Raw genomic sequence first — 20,198 nt, 5'->3', positions numbered from 1 at the left:
ACCATGGAACACAGCAACTGGCTGGCCGCAGCCCTGGTCTACCTGGCCGCCGCCATCATCGCCGTGCCCCTGGCCAAGAAGCTGGGCCTGGGCTCGATCATCGGCTACCTGGCCGCGGGCATCGCCATCGGGCCTTTCGGCCTGGGTCTGGTCAAGGACCCTGAATCCATCCTGCACGTGGCCGAGTTCGGCGTGGTGTTGATGCTCTTCCTGATCGGTCTGGAGCTGGAGCCGCCGCGCCTGTGGGGCTTGCGCCGCTCCATCTTCGGCTGGGGCAGCGTGCAACTGCTGGGCTGTGCGCTGGCGCTGGGTGGTGGGGCACTGGCCTTCGGTGTGCCCTGGCCGGTGGCGGTGGTGGCCGGCCTGGGCCTGGCCTTGTCGTCCACGGCGGTGGCCCTGCAGGTGATGCACGAGCGCAACCTGATGAGCACCTCGGGCGGCCAGGCGGGCTTTGCCATCCTGCTCTTCCAGGACGTGGCCGCCATCCCCATCCTGGCGCTGATCCCCTTGCTGGGCACCCATGCCGCAGCCGCGGGCAACCCCTGGCTGGAGGCGCTCAAGGCCGTGAGCGTCATCCTGGGCATCGTGGTGCTGGGGCGCCTGCTGCTGCGCCATGCGCTGCGCTGGGTGGCCCGCAGCCAGTCCACCGAGATCTTCACCGCGGCTGCCCTGGCGCTGGTGGTGGGTGTGGCCAGCCTGATGCAGGCCGTGGGCCTGTCGATGGCGCTGGGCGCCTTCCTGGGCGGTGTGCTGCTGGCCGAAAGCGAATACAAGCGCGAGCTCGAAACCGATGTCGAGCCCTTCAAGGGCTTGCTGCTGGGCCTGTTCTTCATGGCGGTCGGCATGTCCATCGACTTCCAGGCCTTGTGGGCGCAGGCCAGCTGGGTGGCCGCGCTGCTGGCCGGTTTCCTGGCGGTCAAGGCCCTGGTGATCTGGTTGCTGGGCCGCTCGGTGGGCGTGCCCGCAGGCGAGCGCCCGGTGTTCACCTTGCTGCTGGCCCAGGGGGGTGAGTTCGCCTTCGTGGTGTTCCAGCAGGCGGCCGGTGAGCAATTGCTCAGCCCGGCCATCACCTCCATCCTGATCGGCACCGTGGCCTTGTCGATGCTGGTCACGCCCTTGCTGCTGGTGCTGGTCGATCGGTGGGGGCCCCGGCTGGAAGCGGCGGGTGGCGATGCCCAGGCCGCCCAGCATGCGCTGTCTGAAGCGCAGGAGGCGCCCATCATCATCGCCGGCTTCGGGCGCTACGGCCAGGTGGTAGGCCGCCTGCTCTACGCCAACGGGATCAAAGCCACCGTGCTGGACCACGATGCCGAGCAGGTGGTCGCGTTGCGTCGCTTCGGCTTCCGGGTGCACTACGGCGATGCCACGCGGCTGGACCTGTTGCGCATCGCCGGTGCGGCGTCGGCCAAGGTGATGGTGGTGGCCATCGACGATGTGGAGCAGAGCCTCAAGCTGGTGGACATCGCACGCGAGCACTTCCCTGGCTTGAGCATCGTGGCGCGCGCCCGCAACGTGCAGCACTGGTACGCGCTGCGCGACCGTGGCGTGACGCTGGTCGAACGCGAGACGCTGGACGCGGCCTTGATGAGCGGCCGCAGCGTGCTGGAGCTGCTGGGCTGGCATCCCCACCAGGCGCGCCAGCTGGCGGTGCGCTTTCGCCGGCATTCCGTGTCTCAGCTCGAGCGCATGTGGCCCCATCACAAGGACGAAAGCATGCTGATGTCCATGGCCAAGCAGGGCCGCCAGCAGTTGGAAGAGCTGTTTGCGCAGGAGCGCGCGCAGGCCCGACAGGAGCAGCGCCGCCACAACTGGGATGCCGATGCCGACAAGCCCGGCGATCCAACCCCACCCGCCGCTTGAGGTTCAGCCCGGCACCCGGATGCCCAGGCGTTCCAACATGTCGTTGACCAGTTCCAGGCGCAGCAAGGGGTTGTCCAGTGTCATGCAGCGCTGCTTGATCTCGGCGGACACTGGCAACAGCTCGCACCATCGGTTGGACAGCCAGCCGCAGTCGTCCCACAGGTAGGGCTCCTGCAGGGGCAGGTCGCCCAGCCCTTCCGGTCGCATCGACAGGTTCTGCACCAGGTGCTGCAGCGCCTGCATGGCTGGCAGCAGGTCGTTGGGCACGGTCACGACGGGGTCGTCGGGCAGCAACTCTGCCTCGCCCATCCACAAGCCGTGGCGCAGTTGCTCGCTGGTGCGCAGCTTGAAGCGCTGGGTGCCGGTGCAGCGCACCATCATCAGGCCCTGTTGGGTGCGGTCCAGCTCATCGATGGTGGCCAAGGTGCCCACCATGTGGAATGCCTCGGGGGCATAGGCGGGGCCCGCGGACGCATGGCCGCCCGCAGGCCGCCGGGGCACCCGCACCTCACCGCCGCGCGTGAGGCACACCACGCCGAACGGGGTACCTGCTTCATGGCAGCGGCTGATCATGTCCAGGTAGCGCACCTCGAAGACCCGCAGTGGCAGGCGCCCGCCCGGAAACAGCACGGTCTGCAGCGGAAACAATGGCAGGCGCGTGGCCAGTGATGACGAGGCGGGGGCAACCATGAGATCCATTTTGCCCCTTGGGCGTGATTGGGCAAGGCGCCTGATCAAGAGCCTGTTCGAGCCATGGGAACTCCGACACGCACAGCCACTCTGTTACCCATGTTGCTGCCCGTTCCGGCCTATGAGCCCGCGTCCCTGTCCTGGTATCTGAAACTTGCGTTCGTGTGGTGCAGCTGGCTGAGTTGGCCCTTGCTGGGACGGCAAGTCTGGCGGCTGATAAGGCACTGGGCACGGTGGTCCGTTGCGCGGCGTGCACTCGCGCTGGCGCTGCTGCCCGTGGTGTTGGTCTTCATCGATGCGCGCTTCATCGAGCGTTACCGCATCACCGTGCAAGAGACGGCCATCCCCATCGGCGTGCCTGCCCGCGTGGCATTGATCTCTGATCTGCACCTGGGCCTGTACAAGTCACCCGCCTACCTGGATCGGGTGGTCGACCGGCTCAATGAGCTCAAGCCCGATGCCGTGCTGATCGCCGGTGACCTGACCTACGATCCGGACCGGGATCTGGCGACCTTGTTGGCGCCACTCAAGCGCTTGACCATGCCTGCCTATTCGGTGCCGGGCAACCACGACGAAGAGCGCCCGGGCCCGCGCCTGGACCACGTGCTGCATCACACACTTGAATCGCTGGGTGTGACGCCGGTCGAATACACCCACGCCGATCTGGGCAGCTTCACCCTGGTGGGCATGGGTGACCGCTGGGCCGGCAAGGACGGCATGGCGCCCGTGCAGGCTGCACCGCGAGGCAAACCCATCGTGGTCCTGATGCACAACCCGGATTCGGCCATGCAGCTCAAGCCGGGCATGGCCAGCCTGGTGCTGGCGGGGCACACGCACGGGGGCCAGACCCGCCTGCCGGGGTTCTACAAGAAGGTCATCAACAGCGAGCACGGTTTCGACCGCGGGCTGCACGCCTGGGCGCCCGTGCCGGTGTATGTCACCTCCGGCATGGGCGAAAGCAGGGTGCCCTTGCGCTGGCTGGTGCCGCCCGTGATCGACATCCTCGATCTGCATTGAGCGCGCAGGTGGCGGGGCGCCCGCTCACGTCCCACAAGCCCGGTCAGGCCAGGTCGCCCAGCCCGCCCATCACATGGCTGAAGCCGCCATCCACATAGGTGATCTCGGCGGTCACGCCCGCGGCCAGGTCCGACAACATGAAGGCGGCCACATTGCCCACGTCGTCGATGGTGACGTTGCGGCGCAGCGGGGCGTTCTGTTCGACCACATCCAGGATCTTGCTGAAGCCCTTGATGCCCGACGCGGCCAACGTCTTGATGGGGCCGGCCGAGATGCCGTTGGCCCGGATGCCCTTGGGGCCCAGGCTGGCGGCCGTATAACGCACGCTGGCTTCCAGCGAGGCCTTGGCCAGGCCCATGGTGTTGTAGGCCGGCACGATCCGTTCGGCGCCCAGGTAGGTCAGGGCCAGCAGGGCGGCCTTGTCGTTCAGGTAGGGCAGGGCGGCCTTGGCCAGTGCAGGGAAGCTGTAGCTGGAGATGTCGTGCGCGATGCGAAAACCTTCGCGCGACAGGCCTTCCAGGAAATCACCGGCGATGGCTTCGCGCGGAGCGAAACCGATCGAGTGCACGAAACCATCGAATTTGGGCCAGGCCTGGCCCAGGTCGGCGAACATCTGGGCGATCTGCTCGTCGCTGCCCACGTCGCAGTCGAAGATCAGGGTGGAGTCGAACTCCTTGGCGAAATCCGTGATCCGGTCCTTGAAACGCTCGCCCACGTAGCTGAAGGCCAGTTCGGCCCCTTCGCGCTTGCAGGCCTTGGCAATGCCATAGGCGATGGAGCGGTTGGACAGCAGTCCAGTGATCAGCAGTCGTTTGCCGGCGAGAAATCCCATGAGGTCTCCAAGGTGGGTGCTAGAACGGGCCGGATTGTGGCACGCACAGGGGCTTGCGCCTGAATTTAAGGGGCAAGCCTTGCTGAGGCTCATTCCTCAGGGTAAAATCCCGGATTGGCTCGCAAGCAACTTTCTCTTCAAGGCTGAATTCAGCCTGGGGTAGCCGCTTTGTTTCCTGCGCACAGGAGCTTGGTGGTGGCCCCGACGGGCGTTCTTGCGACACGTCTTTTGACACGTTTTGTGTGGGCGGAGGAATCCAGCCCATTTTTTTTGGTTTTTTCGGTTTTTCGCATTGGCGCTTGATGAGCCCCTCAGCCACGCAGGTGAGGGCGCTGGGTGAGAGCGTTCTGGCAGAGGTACACGAACAGGCATGAACTGGTTGAAGGCTGTTGAAGACACGGTGACCGGCCTCGGTTACGAGCTTGTGGACTGCGAACGCAGCCCGCAGGGATTGCTGCGCGTGTACATCGACCGCCTCCCGGACAAGGCCTACGACCTGCCAGGTGAGTTCGTCACCGTCGAAGACTGCGAAAAAGTCACCCGCCAGCTGCAGTACGCGCTGGAGGTGGCCAACACCGATTACGCCCGCCTGGAGGTCTCCTCCCCCGGGCTCGACCGTCCTCTCAAGACCGAGGCGCACTACGCACGGTTCGTCGGGGTCGAGATCGAAATCACGCTCAAGGTGCCCTTCCAGGGGCGCAAGAAATACAAAGGCGTGCTCGACGCCGTGCCCGCCCAGGGCGAGACGCCTGCCGGCTGGCAGATCGTCTTCAAGCAGGGCGAAGGCAAGAACGCCGTCGAGCAGGTGCTGGGATTCACGTTCGATGAAGTTCGCGAGGCGCGTCTGGTGCCCGTGGTCGACTTCAAAGGACGCGGCCGTCGGGCGGCAACCCCGGCTGTCGATGACGCTGCCGCCCCAGAGGTGCAGGAACTCGGAGATCAAAACAAATGAACCGTGAACTGTTGATGTTGGTGGACGCCATTTCGCGCGAAAAGAGCGTGGAACGTGATGTGGTGTTCGGCGCCGTCGAATCCGCGCTGGCCTCGGCCACCAAGAAGCTCTACACCGGCGAGGTGGACATCCGCGTGTCCATCGACCGCGAATCCGGTGTGTACGAAACCTTCCGCCGCTGGCATGTCGTGCCCAACGAGGCCGGCCTGCAACTGCCCGACGCCGAGATCCTGCTGTTCGAAGCCGAAGAGCAGATCCCCGACATCGAGGTCGACGACTACATCGAGGAATCGGTCGAGTCCGTGCCCATCGGCCGCATCGGCGCCCAGGCCGCCAAGCAGGTCATCCTGCAGAAGATCCGCGACGCTGAGCGCGAGCAGCTGCTCAACGATTTCCTCGCCCGTGGCGAGAAGGTTTTCGTGGGCACCGTCAAGCGTCTGGACAAGGGCGACATCATCGTCGAGTCGGGCCGTGTCGAAGGTCGCCTCAAGCGCACCGAGATGATCCCGAAGGAAAACCTGCGCACCGGTGACCGCGTCCGTGCCTACATCGCCGGCATCGATTCGGCCGCCCGTGGCCCGCAGATCATGCTGTCGCGCAGCGCGCCTGATTTCATGATCGAGCTGTTCGGCCAGGAAGTGCCCGAGATCGAGCAAGGCCTGCTGGAGATCAAGAGCTGCGCCCGCGATGCCGGATCGCGCGCCAAGATCGCCGTGCTCTCGCACGACAAGCGTGTCGACCCGATCGGCACCTGCGTGGGTGTGCGTGGTTCGCGCGTCACTGCCGTGACCAACGAGCTGGCCGGTGAGCGTGTGGACATCGTGCTGTGGTCCGAAGACCCGGCGCAGTTCGTGATCGGCGCCCTGGCGCCCGCCAACGTGCAGTCCATCTTCGTCGATGAAGAGCAGCACGGCATGGACGTGGTGGTCGACGAGGAGAACCTCGCCATCGCCATCGGCCGTGGCGGCCAGAACGTGCGCCTGGCCTCCGAGCTCACGGGCTGGAAGATCAACATCATGACGGCCGAGGAATCGGCCGAGAAGCAAGAGGTCGAGTCCACCTCGATCCGCAAGCTTTTCGTGGACAAACTGGATGTGGACGAAGAGGTCGCCGACATCCTGATCGCCGAAGGGTTCACCAGCCTGGAAGAAGTGGCCTACGTGCCGCTGCAGGAAATGCTGGAAATCGAATCCTTCGACGAAGACACGGTCAACGAACTGCGCAACCGTGCCAAGGATGCGCTGTTGACCATGGAAATCGCCAAGGAAGAAGAAGTAGAGGCGCTGTCCGAGAGCCTCAAGGGTCTGGAAGGTCTGACCCCTGAGCTGATCGCCAAGCTGGCCGAAGGTGGCATCCATACCCGCGACGATCTGGCCGACCTGGCCGTCGATGAACTGGTCGAGCTGACCGCCATCGACGACGAGCAGGCCAAAGCCTTGATCCTCAAGGCTCGCGAGCACTGGTTCGTCAACTGATCACTAGCGCCCTGAACTTCTCCAGACCTCGAACACCGCAAAGCACATCGCAAGGATCAACACAATGGCCGTGACCACCGTCGCACAACTCGCCGCGGAGCTGAACCGCCCGGCTGCGACACTGCTGGAGCAGCTTCATTCGGCGGGCGTCCCCAAGGCGCAGCCGGATGACGTGCTCACGGAAGCCGACAAGGAACGTCTGCTCGATCATCTGCGTCAGTCGCACGGCTCTGCCGGCGCCGACCGCAAGAAGATCACGCTGACGCGCAAGTCGACGACCGAGATCAAGCAGGCTGACGCCTCGGGCAAGGCCCGCACCATCCAGGTCGAAGTGCGCAAGAAGCGTGTGTTCGTCAAGCGCGAAGACGGCGTCGACGAAGCGACCGCCGCCGCCGAAGAGGCCGCCGATCTGCAGCGCCGCGAAGAAGAAGCCAGCGCCCAGGCCGAAGAGCTGCGCCGCCAGGAAGAAGCCCTGGCCGAGCAGCGTCGCCAGCGTGAAGAGCAGGAACGCGCCGAGCGCGAAGCCGCCGCGGCCCGTGAACGTGAAGCCCAGGCCGCCCGCGAAGCTGCCGAACTGGCTGCGCGTGAAGCCGCTGCCGCGGAAAATGTGTCGGCCGCGACCGATGCGGATGCCGCAAAGGCCGGCGTTGCCGCCCGCCGTGCCGCCTCGCAAGCCGCCGCTCAAGCCGAAGCCGCTGCCTTGAACTCCGCAGCCCGCGCCTCCAAGCAGTCGCGTGCCGATGCCGCCGCTGCTGCCGCTGCCGCGCAGGCAGAGAGCGCCGTGGCCGTGGCCGCGCCGGCTGAGGCCGCACCGGCTCCGGCCGTGGCCACCGCTGCCGCGCCGGCCGCTGCGCCCGCACCAGCCCCTGCACCCGCTCCGGCTGTGCGTGTGGTGAAGGCTGCCGACATCGAAGCCGAAGAACAGAAACGCCTGGGTGACCTCGAGCGCCGCCGCAAGGCTGCCGAGGCCGAAGCCGCCGCCATCCGCGCGATGATGGCCGCCCCCAAGAAGGTGCTGACCGCCAAGAAGCCCGAAGTGGCGCCCAAGCCGGCCGATGCCGCGGGCATCAAGGGCACCATCCACAAGCCCAAGACCGCCTCTGGCGCCCCCGCGCCCGCAGGTGCGGCCAAGCCTGGCGACAAGAAGTCGGTCAAGTCCGAGAAGCTGTCGTCCAGCTGGGCCGATGACGCCAAGAAGCGTGGCGCACCCACCGCCAACAAGGGCCGCAGCGATTCCGGTGCCGGCCGCAATGGCTGGAAGGCCCCGGGTGGCCGTGGTGGCCGCCGTGGTGGCGACCGTGGCGACAGCGCCTCCAACTTCGTGGCACCGACCGAGCCGCAGATCCTCGAGGTGCATGTGCCCGAGACGATCTCCGTGGCCGATCTGGCGCACAAGATGGCGATCAAGGCTTCCGAGGTCATCAAGCAGATGATGAAGCTGGGCCAGATGGTCACCATCAACCAGCAGCTGGACCAGGAAACGGCCATGATCCTCGTCGAGGAAATGGGCCACAAGGCCTTTGCCGCCAAGCTGGACGATCCCGATGCCTTCCTCGAGGAAGAACACGAAGACCAGTCCGCCGAGTCGCTGCCCCGCGCACCGGTGGTCACTGTCATGGGTCACGTCGACCACGGCAAGACCTCGCTGCTGGACTACATCCGCACCACACGCGTCGCCTCCGGCGAAGCCGGCGGCATCACGCAGCACATCGGCGCCTACCACGTGACCACGCCGCGCGGCATGATCACCTTCCTGGACACCCCGGGCCACGAAGCCTTCACGGCCATGCGTGCCCGTGGCGCCAAGGCCACCGACATCGTCATCCTGGTGGTGGCGGCGGACGACGGCGTGATGCCCCAGACCAAGGAAGCCATCCACCACGCCAAGGCGGCCGGTGTGCCCATCGTCGTGGCGATCAACAAGATCGACAAGCAAGGTGCCAACACCGAGCGCGTGACGCAAGAGCTGGTGGCCGAGCAGGTCCTGCCTGAAGCCTACGGCGGCGATTCGCCTTTCGTGCCCGTGTCGGCCAAGTCCGGCCAGGGCATCGACGACCTGCTCGAGCAGGTGCTGCTGCAGGCCGAAGTGCTGGAACTCAAGGCCCCGACGACCTCCATGGCCAAGGGCCTGGTGATCGAAGCGCGTCTGGACAAGGGCCGCGGCCCCGTGGCCACCGTGCTGGTGCAATCCGGCACGCTCAAGCGCGGCGACATCGTCCTGGCTGGCTCCAGCTATGGCCGTGTGCGCGCCATGCTGGACGAGAACGGCAAGGCCGCGACCGAGGCAGGTCCCTCCATCCCGGTGGAAATCCAGGGCCTGACCGAGGTGCCGGGTGCCGGCGACGAATTCATGGTGCTGTCCGACGAGCGTCGTGCCCGTGAAATCGCCACCTTCCGCCAAGGCAAGTACCGCGATGTGAAGCTGGCCAAGCAACAGGCCGCCAAGCTGGAAAACATGTTCGAGAACATGGGCCAGGGTGGCGACGTGCAGACGCTGGGCCTGATCATCAAGGCCGACGTGCAGGGCTCGCAGGAAGCGCTGGCCGCCTCGCTGCTCAAGCTGTCGACGGCCGAGGTCAAGGTGCAGATCGTGCACGCCGCCGTCGGTGGCATCAGCGAATCCGACGTCAACCTGGCGATCGCGTCCAAGTCGGTCATCATCGGGTTCAACACCCGGGCCGATGCCGGCGCACGCAAGCTGGCCGAGCACAACGGCGTGGACCTGCGCTACTACAACATCATCTACGACGCCGTGGACGATGTGAAGGCAGCCATGTCCGGCATGCTGGCCCCCGAGCAGCGCGAGGAAGTCATCGGTTCCGCCGAGATCCGCCAGGTGTTCATCGCCTCCAAGATCGGCACGATCGCCGGCTGTATGGTCACCAACGGTGTGGTCCGCCGCAGCGCCCGCCTGCGCCTGCTGCGCGAAAACGTCGTCATCTACACCGGCGAGCTCGAAGGCCTCAAGCGCTTCAAGGACGATGTCAAGGAAGTCAAGGAAGGCTTCGAGTGCGGCCTCAACATCAAGGGCTACAACGACATCAAGGAAGGCGACGTCCTCGAGTTCTTCGAAATCAAGGAAGTGGCCCGCACGCTGTAACCCTCCGAGCAGGCTCTCCCGCACAACCCCGCCTGCCCGCCGCAGGCGGGGTTTGTGCTTGAAAGAAGGCCCGGAAGTCCACGGCAGGAATTCACCATGCGCCATAAACGTTCCACCCCCAACCGCAGCATTCGCGTCTCGGACCAGATCCAGCGCGATGTGGCCGAGCTCATCCGTGAGCTCAAGGACCCGCGCATCGGCATGGTCACCATCAACAGCGTCGAGGTGACACCCGATTACGCCCACGCCAAGGTGTTCTTCTCCTTGCTGATCGGCAACCCGGATGATTGCGAAGCCGCCCTGAACGAGGCCGCGGGTTTCCTGCGCAATGGCCTGTTCAAGCGCCTGCAGATCCACACCGTGCCGACGCTGCACTTCCATTTCGACCGCACCACCGAGCGTGCGGCCGAGATGAGCGCGCTCATCAACAAGGCCGTGGCCGACAAGGCCAGGGAAGACTGAGCACACGCTGCCTGCTGTACGCCGATGACCGCCCAGACCGCTCCCCAGACCACCCAGGATGCCGCCACGGCAGGGGTGGGCTCGCCCGGTGGCTCCGCACCGGCCGGGGCACAGGCGCAGGGCGGCCGTCCTGCGCGCCTGCCGCGCCGTGCGCTGCACGGCGTGCTGCTGCTCGACAAGCCGTTGGGCTGGTCCAGCAACGACGCGCTGCAGAAGGTCAAGCGCCTGATGCGCGCCGAGAAGGCCGGCCACACCGGCACGCTCGATCCGCTGGCCACCGGCCTGCTGCCGCTGTGCTTCGGCGCAGCCACCAAGTTCTCGCAGGTGGCGCTGGACGCCGACAAGCGCTACACCGCCACGCTCAAGCTGGGCGTGCGCACGACCACGGGCGATGCCGAGGGCGAGGTGCTCAGCACCCGCCCGGTGACCATCACCTCCGACGCCATCGTCCAGGCCTGTGCCCGCTTCACCGGCCCCATCGACCAGGTGCCGCCCATGCATTCGGCGCTCAAGCACCAGGGCAGGGCGCTGTACGAATACGCCCGCGAAGGTGTCGAGGTCGAACGGCCGGCCCGCCGCGTGACGATTCACGGGATCGACATCCTGGATTGGCACGATGACGTCCTGATGCTCGACGTGCGCTGCTCCAAGGGCACCTACATCCGCACCCTGGCCGAGGACATCGGCGAGGCGCTGGGTTGTGGTGCCCACCTCACCGCCCTGCGCCGCACGGGCAGCGGCCCGGTGACGCTCGACGGCGCCGTGACGCTGGAGGCGCTGCAGGCGATGACGGAGCCTGAGCGGGACATCCTGCTCAAGCCGCTGGACGTGCTGGTGACCCATTGGCCCGACACGGTTTTGTCCGACGACGACGCAGGGCGTTTCCTGACCGGCTTGCGCCGCCGCACCACTTTGCCCAACATGGAGGCCGTGCGGGTGTACGGCCACAACCCCGCGGCCACGCGAGACCAGCGTCCGCGCATCTTTTTGGGCAGTGCCCACGTCAAGGAGGGAGAACTGATTCCCTCCCGCTTGCTGAGCCCGCTGGAGGTGCAAGGCCAGATCGATGCCCCGGCAGATGCCCCTGTTCCTGTCCCGATACCGGACGCACCGGCCACCACCTCCTGATCCCCCAGCCGCCGCCGCGGCCCGAACCGATTTCCAAAGAAACCGAGCCTCCCATGAGCACCCAAATCCGCAACATTGCGATCATCGCCCACGTTGACCATGGCAAAACCACCATGGTCGACCAACTGCTGCGCCAGTCCGGCACCTTCGCCGACCACGAGAAGGTCGTCGACACCGTGATGGACAACAACGCCATCGAACGCGAGCGCGGCATCACCATCCTGGCCAAGAACTGCGCCGTGAGCTGGGAAGGCACGCACATCAACATCGTCGACACCCCGGGCCACGCGGACTTCGGCGGTGAAGTCGAGCGCGCGCTGTCCATGGTCGACGGCGTGGTGCTGCTGATCGACGCGCAAGAAGGCCCGATGCCTCAGACGCGTTTTGTGACCAAGAAGGCGCTGGCCCTGGGCCTCAAGCCCATCGTCGTGGTCAACAAGGTCGACAAGCCGGGCGCCAAGCCCGATGCCGTGGTCAACGCCGCGTTCGATCTGTTCGATAAGCTGGGTGCCACCGACGAGCAGCTGGATTTCCCCGTGGTGTACGCCTCGGGCATCAACGGCTGGACCTCGCTGGAAGAAGGCGCGCCCGGTGAGAAATGGGGCGAGGACATGTCCGCCCTGTTCAACACCGTGCTCAAGCACGTGCCGGCCCAGAAGGGTGATCCGGCTGCCCCGTTGCAGCTGCAGATCTCGGCACTCGATTTCTCCACCTTCGTGGGCCGCATCGGCGTGGGCCGCATCAGCCAGGGCACGGCCAAGCCGGGCCAGGACGTGGTCGTGATGGAAGGCCCCGAGGGCAAGGCCATCAAGGGCCGCATCAACCAGGTGCTGACCTTCCAGGGTCTGGACCGTGTGCAGGTGACCGAAGCCGGTCCCGGCAACATCGTGCTGATCAACGGCATCGAAGATGTGAACATCGGCGTGACCGTGACCGATCCGGTCAACCCCCAGCCGCTGCCGATGCTGAAGGTGGACGAGCCCACGCTGACCATGAACTTCTGCGTGAACAACTCGCCGCTGGCAGGCCGTGAAGGCAAGTTCGTGACCAGCCGCCAGATCTGGGACCGCCTGCAGAAAGAGCTGCAGCACAACGTGGCCCTGCGCGTGAAGGAAACCGACGAAGACGGCATCTTCGAGGTGTGCGGCCGGGGCGAACTGCACCTGACCATCCTGCTGGAAAACATGCGCCGTGAAGGCTATGAGCTGGCCGTGTCCAAGCCCCGCGTGATGTTCAAGGACATCGACGGCGTCAAGAGCGAGCCGATGGAACTGGTCACCGCCGACGTGGAAGAAATCCACCAGGGTGGCGTGATGCAGGCCCTGGGCCTGCGCAAGGGCGAAATGATCAACATGGAGCCCGATGGTCATGGCCGCGTGCGCCTTGAGTACCGCATCCCGGCCCGTGGCCTGATCGGCTTCAGCAACGAGTTCATGAACCTGACGCGTGGTTCGGGCCTGATCTCGTCGATCTTCGATGGCTACGAAGCCCACAAGGGCGAGATTGGCGGTCGCAAGAACGGCGTGCTGATCTCGATGGACGATGGTGAAATCTTCACCTACGCCCTGGGCAAGCTGGACGACCGTGGCCGCATGTTCGTCAAGCCGAACGACCCGGTCTACGAAGGCATGATCGTCGGCATCCACAGCCGTGACAACGACCTGGTGGTGAACGCGACCCGCACCAAGCAGCTGACCAACTTCCGCGTCAGCGGCAAGGAAGACGCGATCAAGATCACGCCCCCCATCGACCTCACGCTGGAATACGGCGTGGACTTCATCGACGACGACGAGCTGGTCGAGATCACGCCCAAGAGCATCCGTGTTCGCAAGCGCCACCTGAAGGAACACGACCGCAAGCGCGCTTCGCGCGACGCCAACGCCTGAGGTGCTGGCTAGCCCTGATGGGGCTTTCCCGGGGTTTGGCGCCCCGGGTGAATAACTGGCCTGCACGGTGAATGCCGTGCAGGCGCTTGCTCTCTAGGATCCATCCATGTGTATTGCATATGGATTCAGGAGACAGCAATGAACAAGATGAGTCGGCGCCTCTGGGGGCAGCGTGTATTGGCCATCGGTGGCCAACTGGGCCTGGCCAGCGTGGCCATGCCCGCCCGGGTCCTGTCGATGGCTGCGCCCACGGCGGCGGCCCTGGCAGGCCTGATGACCGACGAGGCCTATGCCGCCCAGGGCGACGAACACGTCGCCAACCTGGTGGTCGGCTCCGGCTACGGTGGCGCTGTCACCGCCTTGCGCCTGGCCCAGGCCGGCCAGCCCGTCACCATGCTGGAGATGGGCCGCCTTTGGAACACCCCGGGCAAGGACGGCAAGGTCTTTTGCAAACCGTTTTCTCCCGATGACCGTGCGATGTGGTTCAAGGACCGCATCACCGCGGTGTTCTCGACCATCGGCACCATCATCCCCGTCAGCAGCCTGCTCAAGGTGCCTGTGGCCGCCGGGATCCTGGATGTGGTCTCGTCGCCCAACATGGATGTCTACCTGGGCCGTGGCGTGGGCGGTGGCTCGCTGGTGAACCTGGCCATGCTGATCACACCCTACCGCGAGACGCTGCAGCGCATCCTGCCCTCGAGCATCTCGATCGACGAGCTCTACAGCACCTACTATCCCCGTGCCCGCGCAGGCCTGGGCGGCAACATGATCCGCCCCGCCTACTACCAGGCCAGCGCGTACCACAAGTACGCCCGCGTGGCCTGCGCCCAGGCGGCCAAGGCCGGCTTCCAGTGGCGCACGCTCGACTCCGGCTACGACATGGCCTACATGGAGCAGGAAGAGGCGGGCCTGGTGCCCAAGTCGGCCCTGGGCAGCGAAGGCGGCTTCGGCAACAACTATGGCAAGAAGAGCCTGGACAAGACCTACCTGGCCGAGGCCGTGGGCACCGGGCTGGTCCGCATCCAGCCCCTGACCGAGGTGACGTCCATCTCGCGCGCTGGCGACGGCCGCTACCTGGTGTCCACCAAGCAGATCGACGTGACCGGCAAGGTGCTGGCCATCCGCACCATCAGCTGCGACCGGCTCTTCCTGGGCGGCGGCAGCATGGGCACCACGCAACTGCTGGTCAAGGCACGGGCCACCGGCACGCTGCCCAACCTCAACGAGCACGTGGGCACGCGCTGGAGTTCCAACGGCGAGATCTTCATGGTCCGCAATGTGTATACGTCGACCGGCAGCAAGACATCCGTCCTGCCCGCTACGGGCATCGATGCCTACGACCACCGCGGCAACCAGGTGTACTCGATGAACATCGCCATGCCGCTGGGCATCGACACCTTCAGCACGGCGCACATCACGATGACGCAGACGCCGGAGCTGGGCCGCTTCACCTACGACGCGCAGAAGCAGCAGTCCGTCCTGCAGTGGTCGACCAACGCCAAGACCGAGCCGGTCACCAGTGCGCGCTCGGTGTACGACCGCATCAACAAGGTCAACGGGGCCACCTACAACAAGAGCTGGTTCGGCGGCAAGCAGGTGGGCGACAACGCCACCTACCACCCGCTGGGCGGCTGCCCGCTGGGGCTGGCCACGAGCGACATCGGCGAGGTCAAGGGCTACCCCGGCCTGTACGTGATGGATTCGTCGCTGTTCCCGGATTCGCTGGTCGCCAACCCGGCGCTGTCGACGGCGGCCTTTGCCGAGCGCAACATCGAGCGCATCATCGCGGGGGCCTGACGGCTGCCCCTTCTGCCTTGCAGCACCTGCAGGGCAGAGCAGGCACAACGCACGCCCTCGGGCGTGCGTTTTCATGTGTGTTTGGGCTATCCTCCTGCCAGCCATCCGGGCGGGCTTCGTCCGGCATTTCACCGCAGTACGGAGCACGATGACATCGAACCGCTTGATTCAGACCGAGGTCATCGGTGGCCTGGGCGTGATCACCCTGGACCGCGCCCAGGCGCTCAATGCCCTGACGCTGACCATGGTGCGTGGCCTGCATGGCCAGTTGCTGGCCTGGGCCGACGACAAGGCCGTGCACGGCGTGCTGCTGCGCGGCTCCGCCCGCGCGCCGGTGGAAGGCAAGCCCACCGCCACGCACTTCTGTGCGGGCGGCGACATCCGCTTCATGCACCAGGCCGCCACCACGGGCGACCTGTCGATCGACGATTTCTTCACCGAAGAGTACGCGCTGGACCACCTGATCCATGTCTACCCCAAGCCCGTGGTGGCCTGGCTGGAAGGCATCACCATGGGGGGTGGCATGGGCCTGGCGCAGGGCTGCTCGCTGCGCGTGGCCACGGAGACCGTTCGCATGGCCATGCCCGAGACCCGCATCGGCCTGTTCCCCGATGTGGCCGGCGGCCACTTCCTGGCGCGCTGCAAGGGCCATGTGGGCGAGTACCTGGGCGTGGTCGGCCCGCACATCAACGCGGGCGACGCCCTCGCGCTGGGCCTGGCCGACATGCAGGCCGAGGCGGCCAGCCTGGCCGTGCTGCTCGAGGGCCTGCGCGACAGCCCGGTCGCCAGCGGCGCCGAACTCACCGAACGCGTTTGCGCGCACGCGGCGGCTCACCCAGCGCCCGGCCTGCACGCGCCCACCTTGTCGGGGCTGCATGCGCAGATCGACCAGCACTTCTCGCTGCCTGACGTGGCCGCGATCACCGCCTCGCTGCAGTTGGACGGCAGCGATTGGGCCCGCCACACGCTGGCCCAGATGGCGGGGCACTCGCCCTTGATGATGTGCGTCACGCTGGAGCAGATTCGCCGCGCGCGGGGCATGGCCCTGGCCGATGAGTTCCGCATGGAACGTGATATGGTCCGCCACTGCTTCAACCTGCGCAAGGGTGTGGTCAGCGAAACGGTCGAGGGTGTGCGCGCCCTGGCCATCGACAAGGACCATCAGCCCCGCTGGAATCCCGCCACGCTGGCCGAGGTCACGCCCGACATGGTGCAGGCCTTTTTCGAGCCGGTATGGCCGGCCCATGCCCACCCTTTGCGCGATCTGAAAGACGCTTGAGCGTCTGCCTTGCCGCCTCTGTTTCCGTTGTTTCCCCATGAGTGCCTTGATCGATCCGCACACCGGCCTGAGCCCCTGGCGCGCCTGTGTTGCGCCCATGCTGGACTGGACTGATGCCCATTGCCGGTACTTCCACCGCGAACTGAGCCAGCACGCGCGCCTGTACACCGAGATGCTGACCACCGGCGCGCTGGTGCACGGCAAGATGTACCGCTTCCTGGACTACAACGAGTCCGAGCACCCTGTGGCGCTGCAGCTGGGCGGCAGCGAACCGGCCGACCTGGCCGAGTGCGCCAAGCTGGCGCTCGAGCGAGGCTACGACGAGGTCAACCTGAACTGCGGCTGCCCCAGCGAGCGCGTGCAGCGCGGCGCGTTCGGCGCCTGCCTGATGAACGAGGCCACGCTGGTGGCCGATTGCATCAAGGCCATGATGGACGCCACGGGCAACGATGCGCGCATGCCCATCACCGTCAAGCACCGCATCGGCATCGACCAGATCGAGAGCTACGACTTCGTGCGCGATTTCGTCGGCACCATCGCCGACGTTGGCTGCCAGGTGTTCATCGTGCACGCGCGCAATGCCTGGCTCAAGGGCCTGAGCCCCAAGGAAAACCGCGACATCCCGCCGCTGCGTTATGAGTTCGTACACCGGCTCAAGCAGGATTTCCCGCACCTGACCTTCGTGCTCAACGGCGGCCTGGCCGACAACGAGCAGGCCCTGGCGCAACTGCAGCCGGGTGCCGTGATCGACGGCGTGGCGCTCGATGGCGTGATGCTGGGCCGCGCCGCGTACCACACACCCTGGCTGCTGTCCGAGTGGGACCAGCGCTTCTTCAACCAGCCGGCCCGCGAAACGCCCCTCACGCGCGAAGCCGTGGAGGCCACCATGGCCGCCTACACCGATGCCGAGGTGATCCGCACGCGCGGCTGGCCGCATGGCGAGGTGCGCTGGTCGCAGGTGATGCGCCATGTGCTGGGCCTGTACAGCGGCCTGCCCGGTGCCCGGCGCTGGCGGCAGGTGTGGTCTGATCACACGCTCAAGCACCACACGGCTGCCGAGGTGATGGCGCTGGCCCACCAGCGGCCGGCCTTATGTCGCCTGGCCTAGCGGTGCTTTCGCGGATGCCATAATCGTCCGCGACAAAAACATCACGGGGGACATGCAGAACGCATGTGAGCATGGCCCATCCCATCGATTCATAAGCCATCTCCATGACGCTGACGCCACGCTCCACGATCACCTTGTTCATCTCGCTGGCCGCCTGGGCATGCCCTTCGGTCTGGGCTCAAGACACTGTCTCCGCGGAGGCCGCCGCTTCAGCCCCGGCCAGCGCGGCATCGTCTCCCGCGACGGCGGCCTCTGCCGCTGCCGACAAGCCATCCGAGGTCGAGGCCTACATGGGCCGAGCCGGCGATGCGGTGATCGCGCCGCTGGGCGATCTGAACCTGGTGCGCGCGAAGATCCCCGCTGCGCTCAGGGAGGCCGCGGTAGCGCCTTATGGAGAGCCTGCTCCGCACGACTGCGGCAACCTGGCGGAACGCATCCGTGCCCTGGATGCGGCCCTGGGCGCCGATCTGGATGCGCCCAAGTCCGGCAACGAGGCCAGTCTGCTGGAGCGCGGTGTGGACCAGGTGGGCAAGGCCTCCATCAACATGATCAGCGACACGACGACCGGCATCGTGCCGTTCCGCGGCTGGGTGCGTCGCCTGACGGGGGCCGAGCGCCATTCCAAGCGCGTGGCGGCGGCCATCACGGCGGGTTCACTGCGCCGCGCCTACCTCAAGGGTTATGCACGCGCACAAGGTTGCCCGGCCACGGTGTCGTCTACCCCGGCAGCGGCCACAGCCAGTGCGGCCGCGCCGTCTGCGGTCCCGGCCGCAGCTGCGGCCTCTGCGCCCTGAGCAATGTGAGCTTGGGCGGCCTGCACGCCTGCAGCAGGTCCGACCTCAGACCTCCGTCAGCTTGCCCAGCCCGCTGTTCACTGCCCACAGGCCCTGCTGCAGGTGCTCGGTGGTGTCCAGCTGCATCTCGAAGCTGAAGAAGCGGTTGCGGCCCTGCACCTTGGCGGTGTACAGGGCTTCATCGGCCCGCATGATCAGGCTCTGCACGGTGGTGTCGTCGTCGGGCATCACGGTGGTGATGCCGCCAGACAGGGTCACGTGCTCGGCCACGGGTGAATCGGGGTGGGGCAGGCCACGTGTGCGCACCAGGCTTTGCAGGGCGCGGGCGAAGGTCATCGCACCGGCCTTGGGTGTGTTGGGCAGGATGATGCCGAACTCTTCGCCGCCATAGCGGGCCACGAAATCCGTGGGGCGCCGGCACACCAGGCGCAACAGGCGCGAGATGTTCTGCAGGCACTGGTCGCCTTCGACGTGGCCGATGCTGTCGTTGAAACGCTTGAAGTGGTCCACATCGCACAGGATCAAGGTGAGCGGCTTGTGCTCGCGCCGGCACTGGCCCAGCTGGGTGTGCAGCCGCTCGTTGAAAGCGCGGCGGTTGCCCAACCCGGTCAGGTCGTCCACGAAGCTCAGGTGCGACAGGCGCTCGTTGGCCGCGCGCAGTTCTTCGGTGGCTGCGATCAGCTGATTGCGCATGTTCAGCAGGCGGCGCAGGGCATGCAGCTTGGCGCGCAACACCACGGGTGAGATCGGCTTGATCAGGTAGTCGTCACCGCCGGCCTCGATGCCTTCCCAGAGGCTGAGTTCATGGTCCTGCGCTGACAGGAAGATAATCGGTGTCCAGCGGCTGCCTTCGGCATCGCGCACCTGGCGGGCCAGCCAGTAGCCATCCTCGCCGGGCAGCACCACGTCCAGGATCAGCAGGTCGGGGCGTTGGGTCAGGAAGAGCGCAAGGGCCTCGCGCGCAGTACCGGCCTCGAGCACCGTGTGCCCGTGACGGGTCAACTCTCGCGCCAAGCCTGTCTGTGCGCCTTGCTGGTGTTCAACCAGCAAGATGGTCATCGATGCGTCTTGCATTCAGCGTGTTCTCCCCCTACCGTCAGCCACCGTACCATGCGGCCCCCAACCATGGAATGCCATGTTTTTGGCGTATGGTGGCCGGAGCGTGGCAAATGTGCTGCAGTGCACAAAAAAAGACCGCCTAAGGGCGGTCTTTTCTCATCGCGAAAATACCAGGCGCTCAGACACGCTTCTTGTATTCGTGGGTGCGGGTGTCGATTTCAATCTTGTCGCCGTTTTCGACGAACAGGGGCACGGGGATCTCGAAGCCGGTGCCGACGATGCGGGCGGGCTTCATGACCTTGCCGGAGGTGTCGCCCTTGACGGCGGGTTCGGTTTCGATTTCGCGCACGATGGTGGTGGGCAGTTCGACCGAGATGGCCTTGCCGTCGTAAAACACGACTTCGGCTTCCATGCCGTCTTGCAGGTAGTTGATCGCGTCGCCCATGTTCTCGGCTTCGATCTCGAACTGGTTGTATTCGGCGTCCATGAAGGCGTACATCGGATCGGCGAAGTAGGAGTAGGTGCACTCCTTCTTGTCCAGCACGATCTGGTCCATCTTGTCGTCGGCCTTGAAGACCAGCTCGGCGCCAGCGCCGTTCAGCAGGTTCTTCATCTTGATGCGCACGGTGGCGGCGCCGCGGCCACCACGGCTGTATTCGGTCTTCAGGACGACCATCGGGTCCTTGCCCTGCATGATCACGTTGCCGGCGCGGATTTCTTGAGCGAGTTTCATGGGTGGAGTCCCGTGGAATAGGTTTG

The 20,198-nt window shown here is 65.9% G+C and carries 16 protein-coding genes; 12 read left to right on the top strand and 4 right to left on the bottom strand.

What is annotated here, in order from left to right; genetic code table 11:
• The first annotated feature begins 3 nt into the window (after window positions 1-3).
• On the top strand, window positions 4-1,860 hold the full coding sequence (gene kefC, locus EIP75_RS02795; protein WP_125241717.1) for a glutathione-regulated potassium-efflux system protein KefC: 1,857 nt from the start codon (window positions 4-6) through the stop codon (window positions 1,858-1,860).
• A gap of 3 nt (window positions 1,861-1,863) precedes the next feature.
• On the opposite strand, the gene EIP75_RS02790 is transcribed toward kefC, so the two are convergent.
• Window positions 1,864-2,550: an LON peptidase substrate-binding domain-containing protein gene (locus EIP75_RS02790; protein WP_125241716.1), complete on the bottom strand. Its 687-nt coding sequence runs from the start codon at window positions 2,548-2,550 to the stop codon at window positions 1,864-1,866.
• Between the two features lie 99 nt (window positions 2,551-2,649).
• Between EIP75_RS02790 and EIP75_RS02785 the strand changes: the two genes are divergently transcribed.
• Window positions 2,650-3,567, top strand: a complete 918-nt coding sequence (locus EIP75_RS02785) for a metallophosphoesterase (protein ID WP_158622722.1) — start codon at window positions 2,650-2,652, stop codon at window positions 3,565-3,567.
• 43 nt (window positions 3,568-3,610) lie between these two features.
• On the opposite strand, the gene fabI is transcribed toward EIP75_RS02785, so the two are convergent.
• Complete coding sequence (fabI, locus tag EIP75_RS02780) at window positions 3,611-4,399, bottom strand: enoyl-ACP reductase FabI (RefSeq protein ID WP_125241714.1); 789 nt, start codon at window positions 4,397-4,399, stop codon at window positions 3,611-3,613.
• Window positions 4,400-4,769: 370 nt separating this feature from the next.
• Here fabI and rimP point away from each other — a divergent pair, with 370 nt between their 5' ends.
• The 10 genes from rimP (at window position 4,770) to EIP75_RS24270 (ending at window position 18,380) form a co-directional block, all read left to right on the top strand.
• Complete coding sequence (rimP, locus tag EIP75_RS02775) at window positions 4,770-5,351, top strand: ribosome maturation factor RimP (protein ID WP_125241713.1); 582 nt, start codon at window positions 4,770-4,772, stop codon at window positions 5,349-5,351.
• Window positions 5,348-6,826 carry a transcription termination factor NusA gene (gene nusA / locus EIP75_RS02770; RefSeq protein WP_125241712.1) on the top strand — a complete coding sequence of 493 codons (1,479 nt, stop codon included), beginning with the start codon at window positions 5,348-5,350 and terminating at the stop codon, window positions 6,824-6,826. Before rimP ends, nusA begins: the two co-directional genes overlap by 4 nt.
• A gap of 64 nt (window positions 6,827-6,890) precedes the next feature.
• Window positions 6,891-9,926: a translation initiation factor IF-2 gene (gene infB, locus EIP75_RS02765; protein WP_125241711.1), complete on the top strand. Its 3,036-nt coding sequence runs from the start codon at window positions 6,891-6,893 to the stop codon at window positions 9,924-9,926.
• Window positions 9,927-10,022: 96 nt separating this feature from the next.
• Window positions 10,023-10,388 (top strand): 30S ribosome-binding factor RbfA, encoded by a 366-nt coding sequence (gene rbfA, locus EIP75_RS02760; RefSeq protein ID WP_125241710.1) that lies wholly within the window; start codon window positions 10,023-10,025, stop codon window positions 10,386-10,388.
• A gap of 24 nt (window positions 10,389-10,412) precedes the next feature.
• Window positions 10,413-11,516 (top strand): tRNA pseudouridine(55) synthase TruB, encoded by a 1,104-nt coding sequence (gene truB, locus EIP75_RS02755; RefSeq protein ID WP_125241709.1) that lies wholly within the window; start codon window positions 10,413-10,415, stop codon window positions 11,514-11,516.
• Window positions 11,517-11,569: 53 nt separating this feature from the next.
• The gene (gene typA / locus EIP75_RS02750) at window positions 11,570-13,402 is read left to right on the top strand and encodes a translational GTPase TypA (protein ID WP_125241708.1); all 1,833 of its coding nucleotides are present in this window, start codon (window positions 11,570-11,572) and stop codon (window positions 13,400-13,402) included.
• A 138-nt stretch (window positions 13,403-13,540) separates the two neighbouring features.
• Window positions 13,541-15,199 (top strand): GMC oxidoreductase, encoded by a 1,659-nt coding sequence (locus tag EIP75_RS02745; RefSeq protein WP_125241707.1) that lies wholly within the window; start codon window positions 13,541-13,543, stop codon window positions 15,197-15,199.
• A 148-nt stretch (window positions 15,200-15,347) separates the two neighbouring features.
• The gene (locus EIP75_RS02740; RefSeq protein WP_125241706.1) at window positions 15,348-16,478 is read left to right on the top strand and encodes an enoyl-CoA hydratase/isomerase family protein; all 1,131 of its coding nucleotides are present in this window, start codon (window positions 15,348-15,350) and stop codon (window positions 16,476-16,478) included.
• A gap of 37 nt (window positions 16,479-16,515) precedes the next feature.
• Window positions 16,516-17,586: a tRNA dihydrouridine(20/20a) synthase DusA gene (gene dusA / locus EIP75_RS02735; RefSeq protein ID WP_125241705.1), complete on the top strand. Its 1,071-nt coding sequence runs from the start codon at window positions 16,516-16,518 to the stop codon at window positions 17,584-17,586.
• Window positions 17,587-17,690: 104 nt separating this feature from the next.
• On the top strand, window positions 17,691-18,380 hold the full coding sequence (locus EIP75_RS24270; RefSeq protein ID WP_199758467.1) for a hypothetical protein: 690 nt from the start codon (window positions 17,691-17,693) through the stop codon (window positions 18,378-18,380).
• A gap of 45 nt (window positions 18,381-18,425) precedes the next feature.
• Here EIP75_RS24270 and EIP75_RS02725 read toward each other — a convergent pair whose 3' ends face one another.
• Together EIP75_RS02725 and efp are read right to left on the bottom strand one after the other, a co-directional pair.
• Window positions 18,426-19,439 carry a GGDEF domain-containing response regulator gene (locus EIP75_RS02725; RefSeq protein ID WP_338014891.1) on the bottom strand — a complete coding sequence of 338 codons (1,014 nt, stop codon included), beginning with the start codon at window positions 19,437-19,439 and terminating at the stop codon, window positions 18,426-18,428.
• 178 nt (window positions 19,440-19,617) lie between these two features.
• A complete protein-coding gene (efp, locus tag EIP75_RS02720; RefSeq protein ID WP_125241703.1) occupies window positions 19,618-20,172 on the bottom strand; it encodes an elongation factor P in 555 nt (184 codons plus the stop codon).
• Window positions 20,173-20,198: the final 26 nt, after the last annotated feature.

Source organism: Aquabacterium soli (assembly GCF_003933735.1).
Taxonomy (GTDB): Bacteria; Pseudomonadota; Gammaproteobacteria; order Burkholderiales; family Burkholderiaceae_C; genus Aquabacterium; species Aquabacterium soli.
Note: the sequence above shows the minus strand (reverse complement) of the source record. Positions and strands in the feature narration are given on the sequence as shown.